This is a genomic window from Blastomonas sp., assembly GCF_030373265.1.
In the GTDB taxonomy this organism is placed as follows: Bacteria; Pseudomonadota; Alphaproteobacteria; order Sphingomonadales; family Sphingomonadaceae; genus Blastomonas.
Genome location: NZ_JAUCZC010000001.1, coordinates 68,141 through 90,018, shown reverse-complemented (window position 1 = coordinate 90,018; position 21,878 = coordinate 68,141). Strand labels below are relative to the sequence as shown.

Annotated in this window: 15 protein-coding genes and 1 tRNA gene; 14 read left to right on the top strand and 2 right to left on the bottom strand. The window is 64.5% G+C overall.

Features of this window, described 5'->3' with window-relative positions; genetic code table 11:
• Window positions 1-104 precede the first annotated feature (104 nt).
• From QUV11_RS00415 to QUV11_RS00400, 4 genes are all read left to right on the top strand, one after another.
• Window positions 105-1,826 carry an ABC transporter ATP-binding protein gene (locus tag QUV11_RS00415; protein WP_300879933.1) on the top strand — a complete coding sequence of 574 codons (1,722 nt, stop codon included), beginning with the start codon at window positions 105-107 and terminating at the stop codon, window positions 1,824-1,826.
• Window positions 1,819-2,865 (top strand): HlyD family secretion protein, encoded by a 1,047-nt coding sequence (locus QUV11_RS00410; RefSeq protein WP_367279823.1) that lies wholly within the window; start codon window positions 1,819-1,821, stop codon window positions 2,863-2,865. Before QUV11_RS00415 ends, QUV11_RS00410 begins: the two co-directional genes overlap by 8 nt.
• A complete protein-coding gene (locus tag QUV11_RS00405; RefSeq protein WP_300879931.1) occupies window positions 2,865-4,364 on the top strand; it encodes a TolC family protein in 1,500 nt (499 codons plus the stop codon). The genes QUV11_RS00410 and QUV11_RS00405 overlap by 1 nt, the downstream gene beginning before the upstream one ends.
• A 323-nt stretch (window positions 4,365-4,687) precedes the next feature.
• Window positions 4,688-5,620, top strand: a complete 933-nt coding sequence (locus QUV11_RS00400) for a hydrogen peroxide-inducible genes activator (RefSeq protein ID WP_300879930.1) — start codon at window positions 4,688-4,690, stop codon at window positions 5,618-5,620.
• Here QUV11_RS00400 and QUV11_RS00395 read toward each other — a convergent pair.
• On the bottom strand, window positions 5,617-6,063 hold the full coding sequence (locus QUV11_RS00395; RefSeq protein ID WP_300879929.1) for a hypothetical protein: 447 nt from the start codon (window positions 6,061-6,063) through the stop codon (window positions 5,617-5,619). The two genes, QUV11_RS00400 and QUV11_RS00395, sit on opposite strands and share 4 nt — an antisense overlap.
• A 296-nt stretch (window positions 6,064-6,359) precedes the next feature.
• Window positions 6,360-7,259: an N-formylglutamate amidohydrolase gene (locus QUV11_RS00390; protein ID WP_300879928.1), complete on the bottom strand. Its 900-nt coding sequence runs from the start codon at window positions 7,257-7,259 to the stop codon at window positions 6,360-6,362.
• A 195-nt stretch (window positions 7,260-7,454) separates the two neighbouring features.
• Here QUV11_RS00390 and cpdR point away from each other — a divergent pair, with 195 nt between their 5' ends.
• The 10 genes from cpdR to QUV11_RS00340 all read left to right on the top strand — a co-directional run bounded on the left by cpdR (window position 7,455) and on the right by QUV11_RS00340 (window position 21,877).
• Complete coding sequence (gene cpdR / locus QUV11_RS00385; RefSeq protein ID WP_300879927.1) at window positions 7,455-7,832, top strand: cell cycle two-component system response regulator CpdR; 378 nt, start codon at window positions 7,455-7,457, stop codon at window positions 7,830-7,832.
• Window positions 7,833-7,948: 116 nt separating this feature from the next.
• Window positions 7,949-8,023: transfer RNA gene (locus QUV11_RS00380), tRNA-Val, on the top strand.
• A 119-nt stretch (window positions 8,024-8,142) separates the two neighbouring features.
• Window positions 8,143-9,474 (top strand): chromate efflux transporter, encoded by a 1,332-nt coding sequence (gene chrA, locus QUV11_RS00375; RefSeq protein ID WP_300879926.1) that lies wholly within the window; start codon window positions 8,143-8,145, stop codon window positions 9,472-9,474.
• A 192-nt stretch (window positions 9,475-9,666) separates the two neighbouring features.
• Window positions 9,667-10,776, top strand: a complete 1,110-nt coding sequence (rodA, locus tag QUV11_RS00370; protein ID WP_300880047.1) for a rod shape-determining protein RodA — start codon at window positions 9,667-9,669, stop codon at window positions 10,774-10,776.
• 163 nt (window positions 10,777-10,939) lie between these two features.
• Complete coding sequence (locus QUV11_RS00365) at window positions 10,940-13,105, top strand: autotransporter assembly complex family protein (protein WP_300879925.1); 2,166 nt, start codon at window positions 10,940-10,942, stop codon at window positions 13,103-13,105.
• An 83-nt stretch (window positions 13,106-13,188) separates the two neighbouring features.
• Window positions 13,189-17,373 (top strand): translocation/assembly module TamB domain-containing protein, encoded by a 4,185-nt coding sequence (locus QUV11_RS00360; RefSeq protein WP_300879924.1) that lies wholly within the window; start codon window positions 13,189-13,191, stop codon window positions 17,371-17,373.
• Window positions 17,373-17,636, top strand: coding sequence for a hypothetical protein (locus QUV11_RS00355; RefSeq protein WP_300879923.1), 264 nt, complete (start codon window positions 17,373-17,375; stop codon window positions 17,634-17,636). Before QUV11_RS00360 ends, QUV11_RS00355 begins: the two co-directional genes overlap by 1 nt.
• A 50-nt stretch (window positions 17,637-17,686) precedes the next feature.
• Window positions 17,687-18,709 carry a YihY/virulence factor BrkB family protein gene (locus QUV11_RS00350; protein WP_300879922.1) on the top strand — a complete coding sequence of 341 codons (1,023 nt, stop codon included), beginning with the start codon at window positions 17,687-17,689 and terminating at the stop codon, window positions 18,707-18,709.
• A gap of 76 nt (window positions 18,710-18,785) precedes the next feature.
• Window positions 18,786-21,074, top strand: coding sequence for an FdhF/YdeP family oxidoreductase (locus tag QUV11_RS00345; RefSeq protein WP_300879921.1), 2,289 nt, complete (start codon window positions 18,786-18,788; stop codon window positions 21,072-21,074).
• Window positions 21,071-21,877: a formate/nitrite transporter family protein gene (locus QUV11_RS00340; RefSeq protein WP_367279826.1), complete on the top strand. Its 807-nt coding sequence runs from the start codon at window positions 21,071-21,073 to the stop codon at window positions 21,875-21,877. Before QUV11_RS00345 ends, QUV11_RS00340 begins: the two co-directional genes overlap by 4 nt.
• Window position 21,878: the final 1 nt, after the last annotated feature.

The window sequence follows — 21,878 nt, the reverse complement described above, 5'->3', positions numbered from 1 at the left end:
AAGCCTATCGCTTCTGACTGTGCCTTTCGAATTGGCTTATCGGCGCCACACTCTAATTCGTGATCGGCGACCTTGGATTTTTGGGCAGGCTTACAGGCGGACATATGGCGGCAGCATCGGGACACGTAATGGGCGCGCGCGAAGCCGTGCGCTGGATGTTGGGATTGTTGAAAGGCGAGCGCAGCTTCATCTGGCTGGCGCTGATCTATGGCGTGGCGGTCTCGGTGCTGTCGCTGGCGACCCCGATCTCGGTGCAGATGCTGATCAATTCGGTCGCCAACACCGCTCTGGTGACACCTCTGGTGACGCTCGCGGGGACGCTACTCGGCCTGCTGCTGATCGCGGTGCTGCTGTCGGCGCTGCGCATCTATGCGATGGAGCTGTTTACCCGCCGGTTCTATGCGCGGCAGGTCGCGGAGATCACGCTCCGCTCGATTCATGCGCGCAATCCGTTTTTCGAGGACACCAAGCGGCAGGATCTCTTCAACCGCTATTTCGACGTGGTGACCGTCCAGAAGGCGGTGCCCAGCCTGTTGATCGGCGGCTTCACCATCATCCTGCAATCGGTGGTCGGTTTCGTGGTTACCGCTTTCTATCACCCGTTCTTTCTGGCGTTCAACCTGATCGTCATAGGCTTGGCGTTCATGATCCTGTTGGTGTGGACGCGCGGCGCGATCCGCTCGGGCATCGCGATGAGCCACGCCAAATACGCTGCCGCCGGCTGGCTGGAGAATGTCGGGGCGTCGAACGGCTTCTATAAATCCGGGCGGCATGTCGATTATGCGCTGGACCGGTCGGAAGCGGTGACCTCGGACTATATCGCGGCCAAGGCCAAGCATTTCCGCTATACCCTTTCGCAGACGGTGGCGTTCCTGCTGCTCTATGCCTTTGCGAGTGCCGGACTGCTGGCGCTGGGCGGCTGGCTGGTGATCCAGGGCGAGCTTTCGATCGGCCAGCTGGTCGCGGCGGAGCTGATCCTTTCGGCCGCATTCTTTGGTCTGGGCCAGATGGGAGCGTATCTCGACATTACCTATGATCTTGTCGCCGCCGCCGAGGAGATCGGCCTGATCTACCAGATCGAGCAGGAAGAAGAGGCCCGCGAGGGAGAGGACGCGATCAGCGGCAGCGACCTGGTGCTGCGCGGGGTGACTCATCCCTCGACCGCATCGGGCATCACCCTCAACATCGCCATTGCCGCGGGCAGCCAGATCATTGCCCAGGCCCAAACGCATGAGGTTCAGCGGCTTTTCACCCATGCGATGAAGCGGTATATCACCCCCTCCACTGGCATCGTGACGCTTGGCGGACAGGATATCGCCATGGTGGACATGTTCCGCCTGCGAAGCGAGATCATCGTGCTCGACCGACCCACCATCGTCCAAGCGAGCATCCGCGATTATCTGAGGCTGGCCGGCGCCACCGTCACCTCTTCCGATATTCTTAGGGCGTTGGCGCTCGTGGGCCTCGACGACCGGGTGACAGAACTTCCCGAGGGCCTCGATACCCAGCTTTCGACCAGCGGATGGCCGCTGTCTTATGCAGAGTCGCTGCGTCTGAAGCTGGCCGGGGCGATGCTCAAATGCCCGCGCATACTGATACTGACCGGGCTGTTCGACATGGTCGAGCCCGTAATCCTGCAAAATGTCCGGGATGCGCTGCACGCTGCAGGATCCACGATGATCCAGTTCAGCTACCGTCCCGAAGCCAACTCCGACTGCCGCTATTTGTGGCTCGGCAAGAACGGGCAGCAGATCCTCGAAGATCCGGACGAGTTTCTCGCCCTGACACGCCGCCACGGCATGGAGGAGCGCAATGGCCATGCGTGATCACGCTCTTTCGCGGTTCCATACTCTTGCCAGCATGCGCACCCCGCGCCCGCTACGCGCGTTTGCGCTGATGGTGGTGATCGGGCTGATCGCCTCTGCCATTTTCATGGTTTACGTGCCCTGGGTGCAGACCGCTTATGGCGCGGGCCAGGTGATCGCGCTCAACCCGCAGGACCGGCTGCAGAACGTCACCGCGCTGGTCTCCGGCAGGATCGAGCGGTGGTATGTGCAGGACGGCCAGGCGGTGAACGAAGGCGACCCGATCGCTCTGATTGCCGATAATGATCCGATGCTGCTGCAGCGTCTGCGCGCCGAGCGAGCCCTGGCCGAAGCCAAGGCGGCTGCGGCGGCCAGTGCACTGGGCACCGCGCGGCTAGATGTCGGGCGCACCGGCACGCTGTTCAGCGAAGGGTTGGCATCGCAGCGCGAGGCCGAGCTTGCGCGCATCAAGGTGGCCGAAATGGAGGCCAGGGTGGCCGAAGCGCAGGCCGCCATCACCCAGATTGACATCAACCTTGCCCGCCAATCGCTGCAGACCGTCCGCGCGCCGCGCAACGGCGTGATCCAGCGGATCACCGGCGGCGACAAGGCCACCATGGTTTCGCAGGGCGACGTGCTGGCCAGCTTTGCGCCGACCCAGGCGCGCCGCGTCGTCGAAATCTATGTCGACGGGCGCGACGTGCCGCTGATCAGGCGGGGCCAGCCGGTCCGGCTGGAATTCGAAGGGTGGCCAGCGATCCAGTTCTCGGGCTGGCCCTCGGTCGCGCGCGGCCTGTTCGATGGCGAGGTGCAGCAGGTCGACCTTGCCGCCTCGACCAACGGGCTGTTCCGCGTGCTGGTGCAGGAAGCCCGTGGCAAGACGCCATGGCCCGGCGAGCCCTATGTCCGGCTCGGTGCGAATGCGCGTGGCTGGGTGGCGATGGAAGAGGTTTCTGTCGGCTTCGAACTGTGGCGTCAGCTGAACGACTTCCCGCTGCAGAACCCGGCGCTGATCGAGGAGAACCAGAGCGGCGGCACGACCAGGAAGGAGACGCGCTGATGCGCCGTGCCCTGCCTTTGGCCAGCGCCGCTGTGCTGGCGCTGGCGACCCTCGCCTCGCCCGGCCTGGCCCAGGTTGCGCGCCCTTCGGCGGTGCCCGTGCAAACGCCCGCCGTTCAACCCATGCCGCAGGCGCAGGGGCTTCAACTCGATGAGGTGCTTGCGTCATCGAGGCGCTTTGCTCCGACGATCCTCGAAGCGCTGGCCATGGCCCGCGCAGCCGATGGTCGGGTGCTGGCGAGCGAAGGCGCGTTCGACTTATTGTTCACCGGCGAAGGCTTTTCGCGCGTCACCGGCTTTTATGACGGCACCTATGTTCAGGGCAAGGCGATCCAGCCGCTGACCAACAATGGCGGCCAGCTCGAGGCCAGCTACCGCGTGTCGCGCGGCGATTTTCCGATCTACGAGGACTACAGCTTCACCAACCGGCTGGGCGAACTCAAGGTTCGCGGCATCTTCGCGCTGCTGCGCGACCGCTATATCGACGAGCGCCGGTTCGGGCAACGCAACGCGCTGATCGAGCGCGACATGGCCGGGCTCGATGCGCTGATCATCGCCATCGGGGTGCAGCAACGCGCGATCCAGACCTATGGGCAATGGGTGGCGGCGGGCCAGCAGGTCAAGGTCTACCGGGCGCAGGTGCAGCTTGCCGAGGACCGGCAGGTCGGCATCCGCCGCCAGGTGCAGCTCGGCGCGCGCGCCGCGATCCTGCTGACCGAGAACGAACAGAACCTGCTGCGCCGCCAGTCGCTGCTGGTCGCGGCCGAGCGCGACCTTGCCAATGCCGCGCAAAGGCTTTCGCTGTTCTGGCGCGACGATAACGGCAGGCCGCGCGTCGCCACGCCTGCCGACCTGCCATCCAATTTGCCGATGATCCCGCAGGCGCGCGCGACCGACCCCGCCGCGGTGCTGGCGCGCAGGCCGGATATCCTGTTGATCGAGCAACGGCTCGAGCAGGGCGAAACCCGGCTGGAGCTCGAGCGCAACCGCCTGCTTCCCTCGCTCAGGCTGTTTGCGGAAGCCGGGCAGGATTTCGGAGATATCGGTCTCGGCGGACGCTCGCGCGATCCGTTCGAAACCGTCGTCGGTTTCACCTTCTCGATGCCGCTGCAGAACCGCGCCGCAAAGGGCCAGGTTGCAGCCGCCGAAGCGACGATCTCCGCGCTCGAATGGCGCCGCCGCCAGAGCGAGGAACAGATTATCGCCGAGATCGAGCAGCTCTCCACCAACCTCACCGCCGCCGAGCGGCTTGCGGTGCTGGCGCGCGACGAAGAGGTACAGGCCGAAAAGCTCGCCTCGGGTGAGCGCAGGCTGTTCCAGGCTGGCGCCAGCGATTTCTTCCTGGTCAATCTGCGCGAAGACGCTGCCGCCAATGCCGCAATACGCAGGCTGGATGCCGAGTTCCGGCTGGCTCAGGCGCGCGCAGATCTGGTGGCAGTCGCCGCGGATCTCGATGCCTTGCAACTCACCGACGATTTTGCAGGCGTGGCGCAACCTTAGACGCGCGCGGACAGCGAGCGGCTAGCCTCGGCCAAATCCGCGCTCCGGTGGCTGCCGCGGGCTTCGTTCTGGAAGGATTAGTCGGGTGGCGCACCGGGGGCTCAAGCTGCGACCTCGGCGGACCGATGCGCCACCCTATCCGCAGCCTTGGGGTGTCCGATCTAGCTGCGGAATCGATCAAGCAGGTGTTGGGCGGGAGGGGGTCGGGGAGAACCGCTCCGCCTGCTTGCTATGATCCAAATATGGCATAGAGTATCATTGTTACCATTCGAAAGATCGACCCTAGTTCGATAGTCAACGTCTATCACTGAAAGGACGACATCATGCCCAGCCTCCGGCAGCTGCAGTATCTCGTTGCTCTGGACGATCATCGCCATTTTGGCCGCGCTGCCTTTGCCGTGCACGTCTCGCAGCCGACGTTGAGCCAGCAATTGCGAACGCTGGAGGCGCGGCTGGACGCGTCGCTGATCGATCGCAGTGGGCAGGATGTCCAACTCACCCCGCTGGGCCGCGACATCGCCGCCCGCGCCCGCGGCATTCTGGTGCAAGTCAGGGACCTGACCGAGCTTGCCCAGCGCGCCGGCAAGGGTATCGCCGGGACTCTGCGCTTCGGGATCACGCCCACTTTGGGGCCGTATCTGATGCCCGCGATCGTCGCAGGCCTGCACCGCCAGCAGCCCGATCTGCGGCTGCATATCCGCGAGGGGATTCCTGATGACCAGGTCCGTGAGGTGATGCGCGGCGCGTTGGATATGATGCTGGCACCGATGCCGGTCGACGCCAGCGGCATCGTCATCGAACCTTTGTTCAGCGAACGGCTGTTTGTCGTAGCGCCGCCCGATCATCCGCTGGCGGGACAGAAGAATATCGCACCATCCGCGCTCAAAGGCGCCGGGTTCCTGACGCTGGATCGGCGCCACCATTATCATCGGCAGACCCGCGAAATTTGCGACGAACTCGGCGCGCATATCCTCCACGACTATGAAGGGACCAGTCTCGACAGCATCCGCCAGATGGTCGGCTCGGGAATCGGCCTGGCGTTGCTGCCCGAGCGCTATCTGGCAACCGAAATCCATGCTGCGGAAATCGTCGCGCGGCTGGACATTGCAGGCTGGAAGGCGCGGCGATCGATCGCCGCGATCTGGCGCACCGGTGCAGCATTCGGCGATGGATTCCAGGCGATTGCCGATTTCATCCGCGCGTTTGTCGTCGAGGCCAGCAGCAACGCCGATCCCCTGCCGCTCCCCAGGCCCTAGCCTTCGATAGGACCGCTGCGATGATCGGTCTCGGCATGCGTGGAGGCCATACCGCCAATCTGCCACATCAGGTTGTAGATCAGCGTACGCGCATCCTCGGCGATCATTTCGCGGGTCTGCCGATCGAATGCCGCGCGGTTGCCGCGCATCGCGCTGCGCACCATGCCGACGAACATCGATTCATCGGGCGACATCCGGGCGCAGCACGGGCGTGATACGCTGAACGGTTCGGGCCACACCTGGCCCATCGCCTCAAGCACCAGCGACAGTTGATTGGACAAAGCGACGCTGCCCAGCCGGGCCGCGACATGGGCCGCGGGATCGGCCCCGGTCTTGTGTGCAAACACCGCGATTCGCAACGCGACCAGCAGCCTGGCCTCGAAAATCGTCGCTGAGCCAAGATCGGCGGGGCGTTCGATCAAATCCTGCCACCAAATGCCCATGGTCCTCACTCCTCTTGTTGCCTGGCGTCCCGCAATCGCGACGCCTGCAAAAGAGTTATTGCGATTAGGTCGCATTAGCAAGACAATTCAGCAGGCAAGATTTTTCGCAACACCACCATTGAACTGCGAGCCAATCTTCCCTAGATTGACGGTGTCGGGATGCTTCCCCCCCTTTCGCGTCCCGACAGGTGCACTTGTGCACCTCCTCCCTGAACCTTGGCCGCCTCGTGATCCGTCACGAGGCGGTTTTTTCTTGGGTGTCAGCAATGGGAATGCGTGTGGGGAACGCGCGCGCGCTATTCGGCGGCGATCGCGATATCCTGGCCCCCGACATCCCGCAGAAGGTCGTTAGCGAGCGTCCGGGCCAGCATTGCCACGGCCTCCTGAACGTCGTTGAGCCCCTCGCCCTGGCCGGACAGGCTGGCATCAAGATACAGGCTGCGGTCCACCTCGATCTGCAGGGCATGGATATTGCGCGCCGGACGCCCGTGGCGTTCCAGCACATACCCGCCAGCATAGGGATGGTTGAGCGCAACTTCGAAGCCGCCCTGGCCGAGCGCACGCACGGCAAGATCGCACAGGCTGGCGCCTGCCGAGCGGCCGTAGCGGTCCCCGACCACGATTCGCGCTACCGGTCCTGGACCTTCGGGCCGGAGCGGCGGCATTGAGTGAAGATCGATCAGCAGCGCGCAGCCAAACCGTGCCCTCAGGCTGGCAAGCGCCTCCGACAGCGCCTGATGATAGGGATCGTGCAGCGACGATACGCGCGTGGCGATGGAATTGCGGGTCCAGGGCTTGCGCCACAGCTCACCATGGTCGGCCAACCGGCGCGGGACCAGCCCCAGCCCACCGCGCACCTTGGCGCTGGGCTGGGCAAAGGCGGTGCGCGGCGCATCGACGATCATCTGCGGATCGATTTCGCTCGGCGCGCGATTGAGATCGATCCACGCGCGCGCCACGTGCGCCACCAAAGTGGCACATCCCGATGCCGCAGCGCCCACCGCGAGCATGTCGACGTGGCGATCCTCCAGCCGCTCGAGCACCGCTTGCGGCACACGGGCGTTGAGCAGGATCTCGTCGGGATAATCGCGCCCGGCATGCGGAACCGCGACCAGCACCGGCAACCGTGCCTCGGCTAAGCCGGACACGCTGAACAGGCGCGAAGGGCGGGCATCATCGGTCGATCCACTATCCATGGCCAACAGCCATGCGGGAAACCGCCCCCCCTGTCAAAGCCGGCGCCCTGCCCGACCCTGCTGGGCGGCGCATTTACCCGCACCGTATGGCGTGTCCAACTTCGGGGCACGCCTGCAATTGGTCTACAGGATGCTGGAAAATGTTAACCGCATCGGGCATAAGCAGGAGTGCACATGGGGCGAAGGAACAAGGCGATGTTGCGCATATTGCTGGCAGAAGACGATACGGCGATGCGCGCCTATCTGCAACGGGCCCTGGAAAAGGCCGACTACACCGTGGTTGCGGTCGATCGCGGGACGGCTGCGCTGCCGCTGCTGCAAGACGATCATTTTGATCTGCTGTTGACCGATATCGTGATGCCGGAAATGGATGGAATCGAGCTCGCGCAGCATTGCGGCCGGATTTCGCCCGCGACAAAGGTGATGTTCATTACCGGATTCGCTGCGGTCACGCTGAAGGCGGAGCAGGCCGCGCCGAGCGCCCGGGTGCTGTCAAAGCCTTTCCACCTCAAGGATCTGGTGCTCGAGGTCGACCGGGTGTTTGCGCGCGGCACCTTCGCGCAAAGCCTCTGATCGCCGATCACGACCCGCGGAGTCGTTTTTGCAACATTTACCGCTTGCGTCGTTCGCAGGCTCTTTGTAATGGACCGCCCTTGCCAGCGCCTTGGTGCGGGCAGGTACCACCGGTGGGGCGTATAGCTCAGTGGTAGAGCACTGTGTTGACATCGCAGGGGTCGCAAGTTCAATCCTTGCTACGCCCACCATTAAAAAACCCGCCAAACCATCAGGTTGGCGGGTTTTTTTATGCGCTGGCGGCTGCGACGGTCCAAGCTGCGCCTCGGGCGGCCTCGCATCTTGTGGGGAGCATCTGGGGATTGTGTGCGTGGCCACCAGCCAAACCAGCGATGGCCATGAGTTCGGCGCCTTTTTGCGGGTGTTCGCGCGGATCGGCTGGCTGAGCTTCGGCGGCCCTGCCGGGCAGATCGCTTTGATGCATGGCGAGGTCGTCGAAAAACACCAATGGGTCGATGAGGCGCAGTTTCTTCACGCACTCAATTTCTGCCACCTGTTGCCCGGCCCCGAGGCGCAGCAACTGGCGACCTGGATCGGATGGCGACTGCACGGGCTGAAAGGCGGGCTTGCTGCCGGACTGCTGTTCGTGATCCCCGGAGCGCTGGTGATGCTGACGCTGTCGTCGCTTTATGCTCTGGCCGCTGACCTCGACTGGTTTGCGGCGATATTTCTGGGAATCAAGGCCGCGGTGCTGGCGATCGTGGCGCAGGCGCTGATCCGCATCGGCGACCGTGCACTCGACACGCGCTTCAAGCAAGCGCTTGCGGTGACTTCGTTTCTTGCGCTGTTTCTGTTCAACCTGCCCTTTCCGCTGGTGGTCCTTGGCGCGGGCGTGCTGGGGATGGCTGTCGCTGCCTCCCGTCCCGACTGGCTTGCGCTCAAGCCTGCACCCGGCGTGGCTATTTCACCGAGGCCATCGTTCGCCGCCATGGCGCGCACCGTGCTGCTATGGGCAGCCATCTGGGTGATGCCGATGGCGCTGGTGCTGGTCATTTTGGGTCAGGATCACGTTCTTTGGGACATCGGCGTGTTTTTCTCGAAGCTCGCGGTCGTCACCTTCGGCGGCGCCTATGCGGTGCTCGCCTATATGGCGCAGGAGGCGGTGCAGACCTATGGCTGGTTGCAGCCGGGCGAGATGGCCGATGGCTTGGGCCTCGCCGAGACGACGCCAGGGCCGTTGATCCTCGTCACCCAGCACGTCGGGTTTCTTGCCGCATTTCGCGCGCCCGAGCCATTTTCGCCGATGGTCGCGGGCGTGCTTGGCGCAGGGCTGACCACCTGGGTGACTTTCGCGCCCTGCTTCCTGTGGATCTTCACCTTTGCGCCGTGGATCGAGCGGCTGCAGCATGCCACGCGGCTGAAGGGTGGCCTTGCCGCCCTGACGGCCGCCGTGGTCGGCGTCATCGCCAACCTGTCGGTCTGGTTCGCGCTGCACGTTCTGTTCACCCGCGTGACACCAACCGACATCGGCCCGCTGCATCTCAGCCTACCGGCTTGGGCAAGCTTCGACTGGCGCGCCGGAGTGCTTTCGATTCTCGCTGCGCTGATGGTGTTCGGTCTTAACTGGGGCATCTTCCGCATGCTGGCAGCGCTTGCGGTGGCCGGACTGGTGTTAGGCTCGATCGCGCGCGCATCGGTTTGACGCGCCCGACACGTACTGCACCCGATCCCAAGATGCCGCATCAATTTTGATCCAGGCTATGGCATGGTGTTGACCTACGTGCCTGCACACGCCAGACGCGAATCGAACGGGGCCGCACCGACCGGATTGCACGGGCCGCATCGCAAAGGCCGGTTCGTGCAGGCCCGGTCGTACAGGAATGCGCACTTGAACATGCTGTTACCACGGCCGCTCGCCGATCAATCCTGGCAGGCTATCGGGCTCACCGCAGCCTTGGCGCTGGTGGGTGGTCTGACGCTTTTTTCGGTCGCGGGCGGTTCGATCTCACCTTGGGCCGCGACGCATCTTATCCGGTTCATGCTGTTCCTGGGCGTGGCCATCGCGATATCCTACATCCCGGTGAGCTTCTACAAACCGCTGGTCTATCCCGCGCTGGTGGCGAGCCTGGCCGTGCTGGTGGCGGTGCTGCTGCTCGGAGCGATCAAGGGCGGCGCGCGCAGCTGGCTCGATCTTGGCTTCATGCAACTTCAGCCGTCCGAGCTGGTCAAGATCGCCCTGCTCGCGGTGCTGGCACGGTTCTTCGAAACCGTACCGCCAACCGAAATGGGGTCTTTCAGGGCACTGTGGCCGCCGATCGTGTTGACCGCGATCCCCTTCTTGCTGATTGCCGCGCAACCTGATCTGGGGACCGGGTCACTGCTGCTACTGAGCGCGGTGATCATCTGCTTTCTGGCGGGATTTCCATTGATCTGGTTCATCGGTGCCGGTGTCGCGCTCGCAACGACGCTGCCTCTGATCTACAACTTTCTGCTACTACCCCACCAGCAACGGCGCCTGACAATCTTTCTCAACCCGCAGGAAGATCCGCTGGGTGCAGGCTATCACGTGTCGCAATCCCTGATCGCGATCGGATCAGGCGGGGTCGATGGCAAGGGCTGGCTTGGGGGAAGTCAGAGCCATCTGCACTATCTGCCCGAGACCGAAACCGATTTCATCTTCTCCGCGATTGCCGAAGAATGGGGCCTGATCGGCGGCATCGCGATCATTGTGCTGTTCGGATTGCTGATCCGCTGGGGGATGAAAGTCGCTCGCGAATCGCAGGGCCGGTTCGAGAAACTGTTCGCAGGCGGGCTGATCAACAGCCTGTTCCTTTACATTGCTATCAACCTGATGATGGTAATCGGCCTCGCGCCGGTCGTCGGGATTCCGCTGCCTCTGGTGTCCTATGGCGGTTCGGCGATGATGGCCGCCATGCTTTCGGTCGGCCTGCTGATGGGAATCGACCGGACCAACCGCAGATCGCCCAACGACATTCACAGCTGAACGGCATTTCGGGCCGCCCCTCCTTCCCAATGCGACAGTGCGTGATCGAAGGTTGGCGTTGAATTTCCAGATTTCTTTGCTCTCGGCGTGAACCTTTTGCCGGGTCGCCGCGTAAGGGCACCGGAGGACGTTCAAGCTTGGCGCCCCGAGATCAGGATTTTCGATGTTATTGCGCCTTTGTTCGGTGTGCTGCGTGCTTGTGCCAACGGTCTATGACGCGCCGCAGGCGCTTGCGATGCAGCAGGATGCCCCTTCCCAACCCGGCGCTGCGGCGCAAGAGCCGCCCGCCAGCGCTGAACCCCCGATCATCACCGACGAGGAATTCGACGCGACCATCCCCGCGATCGATCCGGATGCTCCAATGGGCACCGTCGAGGAGTGGGATGCCGAGCAATCGGCGCTGGAGCAGAGTGCCCAGCCACTGACAGACGGCGAGGCGATGGCCCCACCGATCGCGGATGATGCCGAACTCGCCGCGCCGCTGGAGCCGCTGGGCAGTTTCGACGTCAATCCGTTTGATGAAAGCCAGTTTACCGAAGCAGAGGACGCGCCCGCCCGTTCGGTCCGGTACAGCTACCGGATCGAAGGGCTCGAGACGCTCGAGGACGCGACCGACGCCGAGCCCGAGCCAGACAGCCCCGGAACGATCCGCTCACGCTTCAGGGATCTCTCCGCGCTCGACGATGGCGACGGCAAGGCCAACAATGGAGCCATGGTGTCGGCGCGGATGCTGGAAGACCAGCAACTGCTCGCCGACCTGCTGATCGGCCAGTGCCATTTCGATGCCACGGTTAACGGCGCGATCGAGATGCCCGAAGAAGGCACCGGCCCAATGGTCGTCGTGCTCACGGCATCGCCCGGCCCCTGCTACACGCTGGGATCGATCACCTTCAACGCACCGCCGGTCGAGCCCGAAGACCTGATCACGCGCAACTTCGTCCCGGCGACCGGAGAGCCGATCGACGCCGAACGCATTCTGGCGGCGGAGGCCAATGTTGCCGTGGCGCTGCCGCAGTACGGATATCCGTTCACGCAGATCGGACAGCGCGACATCCTGCTCGATCCCGAAACCACAAGCGGTGACTACACCCTGCCGATCGCCACCGGTCCGCGCAGCAGTTTCGGCGACATCGTCACCTCGGGCACCACGGTGTTCGATACCGATCACATCGCCAAGCTGGCCCGCTTCGACAAAGGCGATCTGTATGACAGCCGACTGGTCGACGATTTGCGCAAGGCGCTGGTCGCGACAGGTCTGTATTCGGTGGTTGCGATCAAACCCGAGCAGACCGGTGTAGCCGCCCCCGATGGCACCCAATATGCCGACCTCGCTGTCGATCAGGAAGCAGGACCTGCCCGGACGCTGGCGGCCAATGCCGGCTATGGCACCGGCCAGGGCATCCGCGCGCAGGGAAGCTGGACCCATCGCAACCTGTTTCCGCCCGAAGGCGCGCTGATCGCCAGCATCGTCGCAGGAACACAGGAACAGGGCGCGTCGGGGACATTCCGCCGCTCGAATGCCGGACGCCGCGATCGCGCGGTCGAACTCAGCCTGTCGGCGCTGCGCAGCGACTTTGCTGCCTTTGAAGCGTTCACCGGGCGGCTGGCGGGGCGTGTGTCCTATTACAGCACCCCCATCTGGCAAAAGCGGCTGACCTACAGCTACGGTTTCGAGCTGCTCGGAACCAACGAGCAGGACTTCAACTTTGCGCTCGGCCGTCGCGATCGGCGGACTTATTATGTCGCCGCGCTGCCCGGCCAGGTGACCTGGGACCGCTCCAACGACCTGCTCGACCCGACCAGTGGCTTCCGGCTGTCCGCCCAGATATCGCCCGAGGCCTCGCTCGGCAGCGGCACGCAGTTTTATGGCCGCGGCCTTCTCGAGGCTACCGCCTATTATCCGATTGGCGACAGCATCGTGCTCGCCGGGCGCGCGCGCGTCGGCTCGATCATGGGGGCCGATCGCGAGGACATCGCACCTTCACGGCGCTATTACTCCGGAGGCGGCGGATCGGTCCGCGGCTTCGGCTATCAGGAGCTGGGGCCCAAGGATCCCGACAACCGCCCGATCGGCGGACGCAGCCTGGTCGAAGGCGCAGCGGAAGTCCGCTATCGCTTCGGCAATTACGGGGTCGTCGGATTTATCGACGCCGGCCAGGTCTCGACCAGCTCGACCCCTGGCTTCAGCGATCTGCGCTATGGCGTGGGCCTGGGCGGGCGCTTCTACACCAATTTCGGCCCGATGCGGCTTGATGTCGCAACCCCGATCGACCGGCGTCCGGGCGAATCGCGGGTCGCGGTCTACATCTCGATCGGTCAGGCCTTCTGATGGCGGACAACAACGACATGACGCCTGAATCCCCATCGGATTTGCCAGATACGACTCCCGATCCAGCTCCTGAGACTCGCGCAATGCGGGCCTCCTGGCCGCGCAGGATCGCCCTCGGCGTTACCAGCGTGCTCGGGCTGATCGTGGTGCTGCTCGGGATCGCCTATCTCTGGCTCGACAGCGACGGCGGCAGGCGGTTCGTCGCCAAGCAGATCGCGGGGATGGAGTTCGAGAACGGCCTGAACATCGGCATCGGATCGATCGAAGGGTCGCTGTACGGTCAGATGCAGGTGCGCGACCTGACATTGCGCGATCCGCAGGGTGTCTTCGCATCCTCGCCGCTGGTCGAAGTCGACTGGCGGCCGTTCGCGTTCATCGGCAGCCATGTCGATATTCGGTCGCTGGTGGTCCCGCAGATGCGCCTGCGCCGCCTGCCCGCGTTCAATGAGACACCCGAAACCGACGAGCCGCTGCTGCCCGATCTCGATATCGACATCGCCGATCTTCAGTTGCGCCAGATCAATATCGATCCTGCTGTTACGGGTCAGCGCCACCAGGCCTCGCTGCTGGGCAAGGTGCACATCGCCGATCGCACCGCGGTCGTGAACGCCCGTGCCGGAACCCGAGCGGGCGAAGGCTTTGCTGGTGGCGAGACGCTGGTTCTGGACCTGCGCGCAATCCCCGAAACCAACACGCTCGACGTTGCCTTCAACCTCGATGCCCCTGCCCAGGGACTGATCGCGGGCATGACCGGAGTGGCCGAGCCGATGCAGGTCGCGCTGCGCGGCAGGGGCGACTGGGACGCCTGGAATGGCACGCTGACCGGAAGGCTCGGCGGGCAGTCGCTGGCGGATGTCGCGCTCACCGCGCGCAAGGGGACCTTCACCGCCCGAGGTGACATGCGTCCGGCGCGGCTGATTCCCGGCCAGGCGAGCGCAATGCTGGCGCCCGCGACGTCGCTCGACATCACGACAACCGCGAATGATCGCCGCTTCGACATCGACGCCAGCATCGGCAACGCCAACTTCGCCTTCGATGCCGATGGCCTGGTCGATTTGGGCGAAAGCCGGATGCGCGACCTCGCGCTCTCGTTCCGGCTGTTGCAGCCCGGGACGATCGCCGAGAATCTCTCCGGCGCAGGCATTGCCGCCGCGCTGACGCTGAACGGTGCCTTCTCTGCGCCGCAGATCGCGTATGAACTCAACGCCGCGCGGCTGGGATTCAACGACATCAACATCATCGGCCTGCGCGCCAGCGGTGCTGCCAGGCTGGATGAGGATGCGTGGATCATTCCGGTGAGCGCCCGCGCCCGGAGTATCGCAGGGCTCAACGCCGCTGCGGGCGACCTGCTCGGCAACGTCCGGCTCGATGGCGATCTGGCCTATTCCGACGCCCGGCTGATGTCGGACAATATGCGCATCCGCTCCGACCGGATCGATGCCACCGCAGTGCTGCTCGCCGACCTCAATACGGGGCTGTATACCGGCGCGCTCAATGGACGGGTCAACGGGTATCGCGTCGAAAGCGTGGGGATCTTCAACCTCGACACCAATATCGACCTTGAGACGCTCGCCAATGGCGGCTTCCGCCTTGCGGGCCGTGTGCGTGCGCGATCGAGCCAGATTCTCAATGATGGCCTGCGCGAATTCCTTGGCGGCAATTCCCTGATCAACGCCGATGTGAGCTATGGCAGCGACGGCATCGGTCGGGTGACCAGCCTGACCGTGGCCGCGCCATCGTTCCGCCTGACCCAGGGCCGAGGCTCCTACAGCGCCGATGGCCAGATCCGCTTCAGCGCGCGTGGCGCATCGAACCAGTACGGCCCGCTCGGCGTCGACGTCACCGGAACCGTCACGCGGCCCGTGGCGACGATCGCCGCCGCGCGGCCAGGGCTCGGCGTCGGCATGGCCAATGTCGTCGCCACCATTCGCGGCGACGGCGAGAGCTATGCCGTGACCGGCAATGGCGACACGGATTACGGTGCGTTCGCCGCCGATGTGAATGTCTTTGCCGGCAGCGGTCCTTTGGCGGTCACCGTCAACCCGGGCACCCGCTTCGCCGATATCGGCATCACCGGCCGGGTCAGCCAGACCGCAGCCGGTCCATTCGCAGGCCAGCTTGTCGCGGATGGCGCCGGCGTATCGGGCAATGTCGCGCTGTCGGCATCCGGCGCCTATCAGCGCGCGGTGGTGGCGATGAACGCCCGCGATGCCCGCCTGCCCGGCCCTGCCGGCGTGGTGATCGGCCGCGCGATCGTGGCGGCGGACATCATCCTCACCGAACAGCCGCAGATGGTCGCGGATGTTCAGCTCGCTCAGACATCGATGGGCCAGCTTCAGATCGCTGCAGCCCGCGCCAAGGTGGATTACCGCAATGGCCAGGGCAGCGCGCGGGTGATGGCCGAGGGACGCAACAGCTTCCCCTTCCGCTTTGCCGCCAACGCCGCACTGCAGCCTGAATTGTGGCGCGTGGCGCTCGATGGCCGCGCCAACGGTATCGACTTCAAGACCCGCAGCCCTGCCCGGATCATCCCCGGAAATGCGCAATACCGGCTTATGCCGACGACAATCGATTTGTCGCGCGGCACGATCCAGCTTGCCGGGAACTACGGCGATGGCATGGCGATCGAAGCCAGGCTGGCCGATGTCAGCCTTGCGCTGATCAATCCCGTCATGCCGGGGCTGGGCCTGGGGGGAACGGCTTCGGGAAGTCTGGATTTCCGGCAGGCCGACGCCAACAGCTTCCCTGTGGCTGACGCTCGGCTGAAGATCGACAACTTCACGCGGACCAGCCTGGCATCGGTGTCGCAGCCGGTAAACGTAAGCTTCGTCGGGCGATTGCAGCCTGATGGCGGCGACGCGCGTGCGATCATCCGGCGGCGCGGCGCGGTCATCGGTCGGCTGCAGGTGGCGCTGAACCCGCTGGGATCAGGCGCGGGCAGCTGGACGACCCGCCTGCTCGCAGCCCCGCTCAGCGGCGGCCTGCGCTACAATGGCCCTGCCGACACGCTGTTCTCGCTGGCAGCCCTGCCCGACCAGAGCCTCTCCGGCGCGATCGGCGTTGCGGCGGACTTCACCGGACGCGTGCAGCAGCCGCAACTGACGGGAATCGTGCGCGCCAACAACCTCACGTATGAGAACGAGCAATATGGCACCCGGCTGACCAATATGCGCATTCGCGGCAGCTTTACCGGCGACCGGCTGGAGGTCGAGCAGCTGACCGCCACCGCGGGCAACGGCACGGTCAGCGGCGAAGGCTTCGTCTCGCTGAGTTCGGAACAGGGCTTCCCGGTTCAGCTTGCGCTCAACCTCGACAATGCTCGCCTGGCCGAGGGCAGCGACCTTGCGGCGACCGCAACCGGCCAGCTCAGCATCGTCAACAGCGCGACCCAGCCGGCGCTGATATCGGGCACGATCAACCTTCCCGAAACCCGCTATCGTATCGTGCGGCAGGGATCGGCCCAGGTCGCCAAGCTCACCGGCGTCAGGCGCAAGCCTGCATTGGGCCGCGAACGGATCACCGGCGACCCCGATCCGATTTCGGGCGTCCCCAGCGACTGGAGGCTCGACATCAAGGTGGTGGCCGACAACCAGATCTATGTCTCTGGAATGGGACTGGATTCGGAATGGGCGGCCGACATCCAGATCACCGGCACCACGGGCAATCCGCGGATCACCGGCGGCATCGATCTGGTGCGCGGAACACTGGGCTTTGCCGGCCGCTCGTTCGATCTGGAGGAAGGCCGGCTGCAGTTCAACGGCGGCAATGCCACCAACCCGGTGATCAACCTGCGCGCCAGCGGCGAAGCGGACGACGTCACCGTCAACATCGCGGTCACGGGGACCGGCGAGAACCCGGACATCGCGTTCTCATCCACCCCCGCGTTGCCGCAGGACGAGGTGATGGCGCGCATCCTGTTCGGCAATTCGATCGGCGAACTCACCCCGATCCAGGCCGTGCAACTGGCGGCATCGCTCAACAGCCTGCGCGGCGGCAGCGGCGGTCTCAATCCGCTGGGTGTGTTGCAATCGGCCTCGGGCATCGATCGTCTGCGCATCCTGGGTGCGGACGAGGACACCGGGCGCGGAACTTCGCTGGCGGTGGGCCAGTACATCTCGAACGATGTCTATGTCGAGATCATCACCGACACCCGCGGCTTCACCGCAACGCAGATCGAGATCAGCCTTAGCAAGGCGCTGTCCGTGCTCAGCCAGGTGGGCAGCTTCGGCGGCTCGAACGTCAACGTCCAGTATCGGAAGGACTATTGATGCGGGGACGGTTTGTCGGGATCGCCACTCTGGCGTTGGGGCTGATTGCCGGCTGTCAGGCCGAACCCGGGTTTGACGAGAAGTTCGAGCAGCGATCCGGCGAACTGTCCGCCAAGGCGCGCCAGATCGAGGCGGATGCCAAGGTACAGCTCGATGCCGCGCGCGAGGCCGAGCGTGCCGCGGCTGAAGCCAACGCTGCTCTGCCGATTGCTTCCGACCCTGCCACCCCATCTGCTAACGATTTATCTGCGAGCACCCCGTAATCATGGTTCCTACCACTCCTCCAAGCCCGACGAATTCCGGCGATCTTTCCATGACGGAAGACGTCGCTCGGCTGGCAGAAAAGGTGCCCGGCGCCGCGGCACACTCACCGCTGCAGATGCCCCGAAGCGCATGGTGGGCGATCTTCAAGCGCGTCTACGTCATGAACGGGGTGCATAACTTGGCCCTGCTTGCTGCCGGGGTCGCCTTTTTCGCGTTCCTGGCGTTCGTGCCGCTGATCGCCGTGGTCGTGCTGCTCTACGGCTTGATCGCCGATCCGGCGACCGTCGCCAGCAGCCTGGATCTGCTCACCGATGTCGCCCCAGCCGAAGTGCTGACGATCCTGCGCGAACAGCTGCTGCAGATCGTCACCACCAGCTCCACCCAGCAGGGACTTGGCTTGGTGCTGGCGCTGCTGTTTTCTACGTATGGTGCGATGCGCGCCGCGACCGCGATGATGCGCGCGCTCAACATCATCTATGAGGAGCATGAAACCCGCGGCTTCTTCCGGACCACCCTGGTCGCGATCCTGATCACGCTTGGCATGGCGGCGACCGCGATCGTCGGCCTGGTTTCGATTTCCCTGTTCAGCTACGTGCGCAATTTCCTAGCGCCCTATATCGGTGCTTCGTCGTTGATGCTGATCCAGACCTTGACCTGGGTGGTCGCCGCAGTGCTGGTCAGCGCCACCTTCGCGATCTTCTTTCGCTACGCCCCTGATCGGCGCGCGGCAAAATGGCGCTGGCTGTCGCTCGGTTCGGTGATCGCCACCGTCCTGTGGCTGTGCATCACGGTCGGCTTCGGATTCTACGCGGCCAACATCAGCGACTACAACGCAACCTATGGCTCGCTCGCCGCGATCGTCATCTTCCTGATGTGGCTGTTCCTGTCAGCCTATTCGGTGCTGATCGGCGCGGAGATCAACGCCGAAACCGAGCGGCAGACGTTTCGCGATTCCACCGTCGGTGCCGACCGCCCCATCGGCCAGCGCGGCGCGGTCCTTGCCGATTCGGTCGCGTTGGATGAGGCCCAGCAGGCCATCCTGGCAAAGCAGGAGCGCCGCCACGCCCGCTGAGACAAGCCAAAACCTGAAAGACTCCGGAACCGAACGCGACGCGGGGGTTTCTTTCTAGCAAAAGGAAAAAGCGCCCATGACCGACAGCACCAACAGCCATGACGATCCCGCCACCGTGGAATACGAAGGATCGGCGGGCGGCTGGGGGTCGATGCGCGGGATGGTACAGACCATGGCGCGCGAGATGTCCTCGCCCGGCGCGCTTGCCACCCTGGCCAAACAGAACAAGACCGGCGGCTTCATGTGCACCAGCTGCGCCTGGGGCAAGCCAAAGCACCCGCACGCCTTCGAGTTCTGCGAGAATGGCGCGAAGGCGACCCTGTGGGAGCTGACGTCGCACCGCTGCACCCCGGACTTCTTCGCCAAGCACAGCGTCAGCGAGCTTCGCACGTGGAGCGACCACGACCTCGAGCATGTCGGCCGCCTCACCCATCCGATGCGCTATGACGCGGCCACCGATCATTATGTCGAATGCAGCTGGGACGAGGCCTTCACCGCGATCGGCGCGGAGCTCAAAGCGATCGATCCCAAATCGGCGGTGTTCTACGCATCGGGGCGTGCCAGCCTGGAAACCTCGTATCTCTACGCGCTGTTCGCGCGGCTCTACGGGCACAACAACCTGCCCGACAGCTCGAACATGTGCCACGAAACCACCTCGGTGACATTGACGGAGTTGATCGGCTCGCCGGTCGGCACCTGCGTTCTCGAGGATTTCGAGGAATGCGATGCGATCTTCTTTTTCGGGCAGAACACCGGCACCAACAGCCCGCGGTTCCTGCACCCGCTGCAAAAGGCGGTCGAGCGCGGTTGCCGGATCGTGTCGTTCAACCCGATCCGCGAAAAGGGCCTGCTCGCCTTCACCAACCCCCAGCGCCCCGGACAGATGCTCACCGGCCGCGATACCGACATCAGCTGCCAGTATCTGCAGGTCCGCGCCGGCGGCGATATCGCCGCGATCATGGGATTGTGCAAATATGTGTTTGCCCAGGACGAAGCATCGGGCGGGACGGTCCTAGACCGCGGGTTCATCGCCGAGCATACCACCGGGTTCGACGATTTCCACAGGCTGGTCGATGCCACGTCCTGGGAACGGATCGAGCAGGAATCCGGGCTGAGCCGTGCCGATATCGAAGAGGCTGGCCGGGTCTATGTCGGCGCCAAGAAGGTGATCGGCGTCTATGGCATGGGGCTCACCCAGCACGTTCACGGGTTCGAGAACATCGCGATGCTGGTCAACCTGCTGCTGATGCGCGGCCATATCGGCCGCAAGGGCGCGGGCATCTGCCCGGTGCGCGGTCACTCCAACGTTCAGGGCCAGCGCACCGTCGGCATTTCCGAAAAGCCCGAGCTGGTGCCGCTCGACAAGATCGCCGAGCAGTTCGGCTTCGAGCCGCCACGCGATACCGGGATGACCACGGTTGAGGTGTGCGAAGCGGTCCTCGACGGCAGCGCCAGGGCCTTTATCGGCCTCGGCGGGAATTTCCTGCGCGCGATCCCCGATCAGGGCCGGATCGAGCCCGCATGGGAAAACCTGCAGCTGACCGTGCAGATCGCGACCAAGCTCAACCACAACCATCTGTTCAATGGCCGCGTCGCGTATCTGCTGCCCTGTCTGGGGCGCAGCGAAGAGGATATCCAGGCATCGGGTCCGCAGACGGTGACGGTCGAAGACAGCTTCAGCCATATCCACGGATCGCTGGGGCACCGCACCCCGGCAAGCGAGCATCTCAAGTCCGAGACCGCGATCATCACCGGCATCGCCAAGGCGACCGTGGGGCCCAATCCCAAGGTGCTGTGGGACGAATGGACCGGCGACTATGGGCTGATCCGCGATCTCATCGCCGAGACCTATCATGACGAGTTCCACGACATGAATGCGCGCATGTTCGAGCCGGGCGGGTTTTATCGCGGCAACAGCGCGCGCGAGCGCGTCTGGAAGACCGACAGCGGCAAGGCGGTCTTCACCGCGCCGGAGATGCTCGCGGCGACCGATATGGTCGATAACCCGGGACGCTACCGGCTGGTGACGGTCCGCTCGAACGACCAGTTCAACACCACCATCTATGGCTATAGCGACCGGCTTCGCGGCATCGAAGGCAAACGCGATGTCGTGCTGATGAGCCCCAAGGACATCGACGCCGCAGGGCTTGTCGCTGGCCAGCGCATAACGCTGACCGGCGATGCCGAAGACGGGCACGACCGGCGCATCGACGGTCTCGAGATCGTTCCCTTCGATCTGCCATCGGGAACCATCGTCGGCTATTTCCCCGAATTGAACCCGCTCATCGCGCTGTCGCACCACGATCGCGCCTCGAAGACCCCGGCGAGCAAGGCCGTGCCGGTGCGGATCGCGGCGGGAGGCTGATCATCGCGGACCAGCCCCCCAAGGATCCGGTCGGCGAAGCCATCGCTGAGGCCGCGCCGGACCTGCTGGCAAGCAAGGCAGGCCATGCCTGGCCGAGGATGCTGGTGCTGGCAATCCTGGCGGGGGTCTTCATCGCCTTCGGCTCGATCGCCTCGCTGGTCGCGCAAGCGGGGATGGGCGACGGGGGCGCGGTGCAGATCCTGGCGGGCGCGGCCTTCTCGGTCGGGCTGATGCTGGTGATGGTGGTGGGCGCGGAGCTGTTTACCGGCAACACGCTGATGGTACTGCCCATGGTGACCGGCGATCTGGCGGTGGGCCGCATGCTCGGCGCCTGGGCGATGGTGTGGACCGGCAATTTCATCGGAAGCTTGCTGGCGGCGCTGCTGTTCTGGGGAGCCGGCGGCCTTGTTGACGGGGTTGCCGACGCCGCCATCAGCCTGGCCGACGGCAAGCTCGACAAGACCCCGATCGCGACGTTCTGCTCGGGCATCCTCGCCAATGTGCTGGTCTGCCTGGCGGTGTGGATGGCGATGGCGGCTCCCTCCATCGTCGCCAAACTGCTCGTCATCTTGGGCCCGGTGACGATCTTCGTGGCAGCCGGCCTCGAACACTCGATCGCCAACATGTCGATCCTGCCTTTGGGATGGCTGGCCGACCCGCTGGCCGCGCCCGATCTGGCCAATGGCCTGAGCAACCTGGCGTTCAGCACTTTGGGCAACATCGTCGGTGGGGCGTCGCTGGCCCTTGCCATCGCTTATGGCCATTCGATCGTGGGCAAGCCAGGCTCCGCGCGCAAGGCCTGAC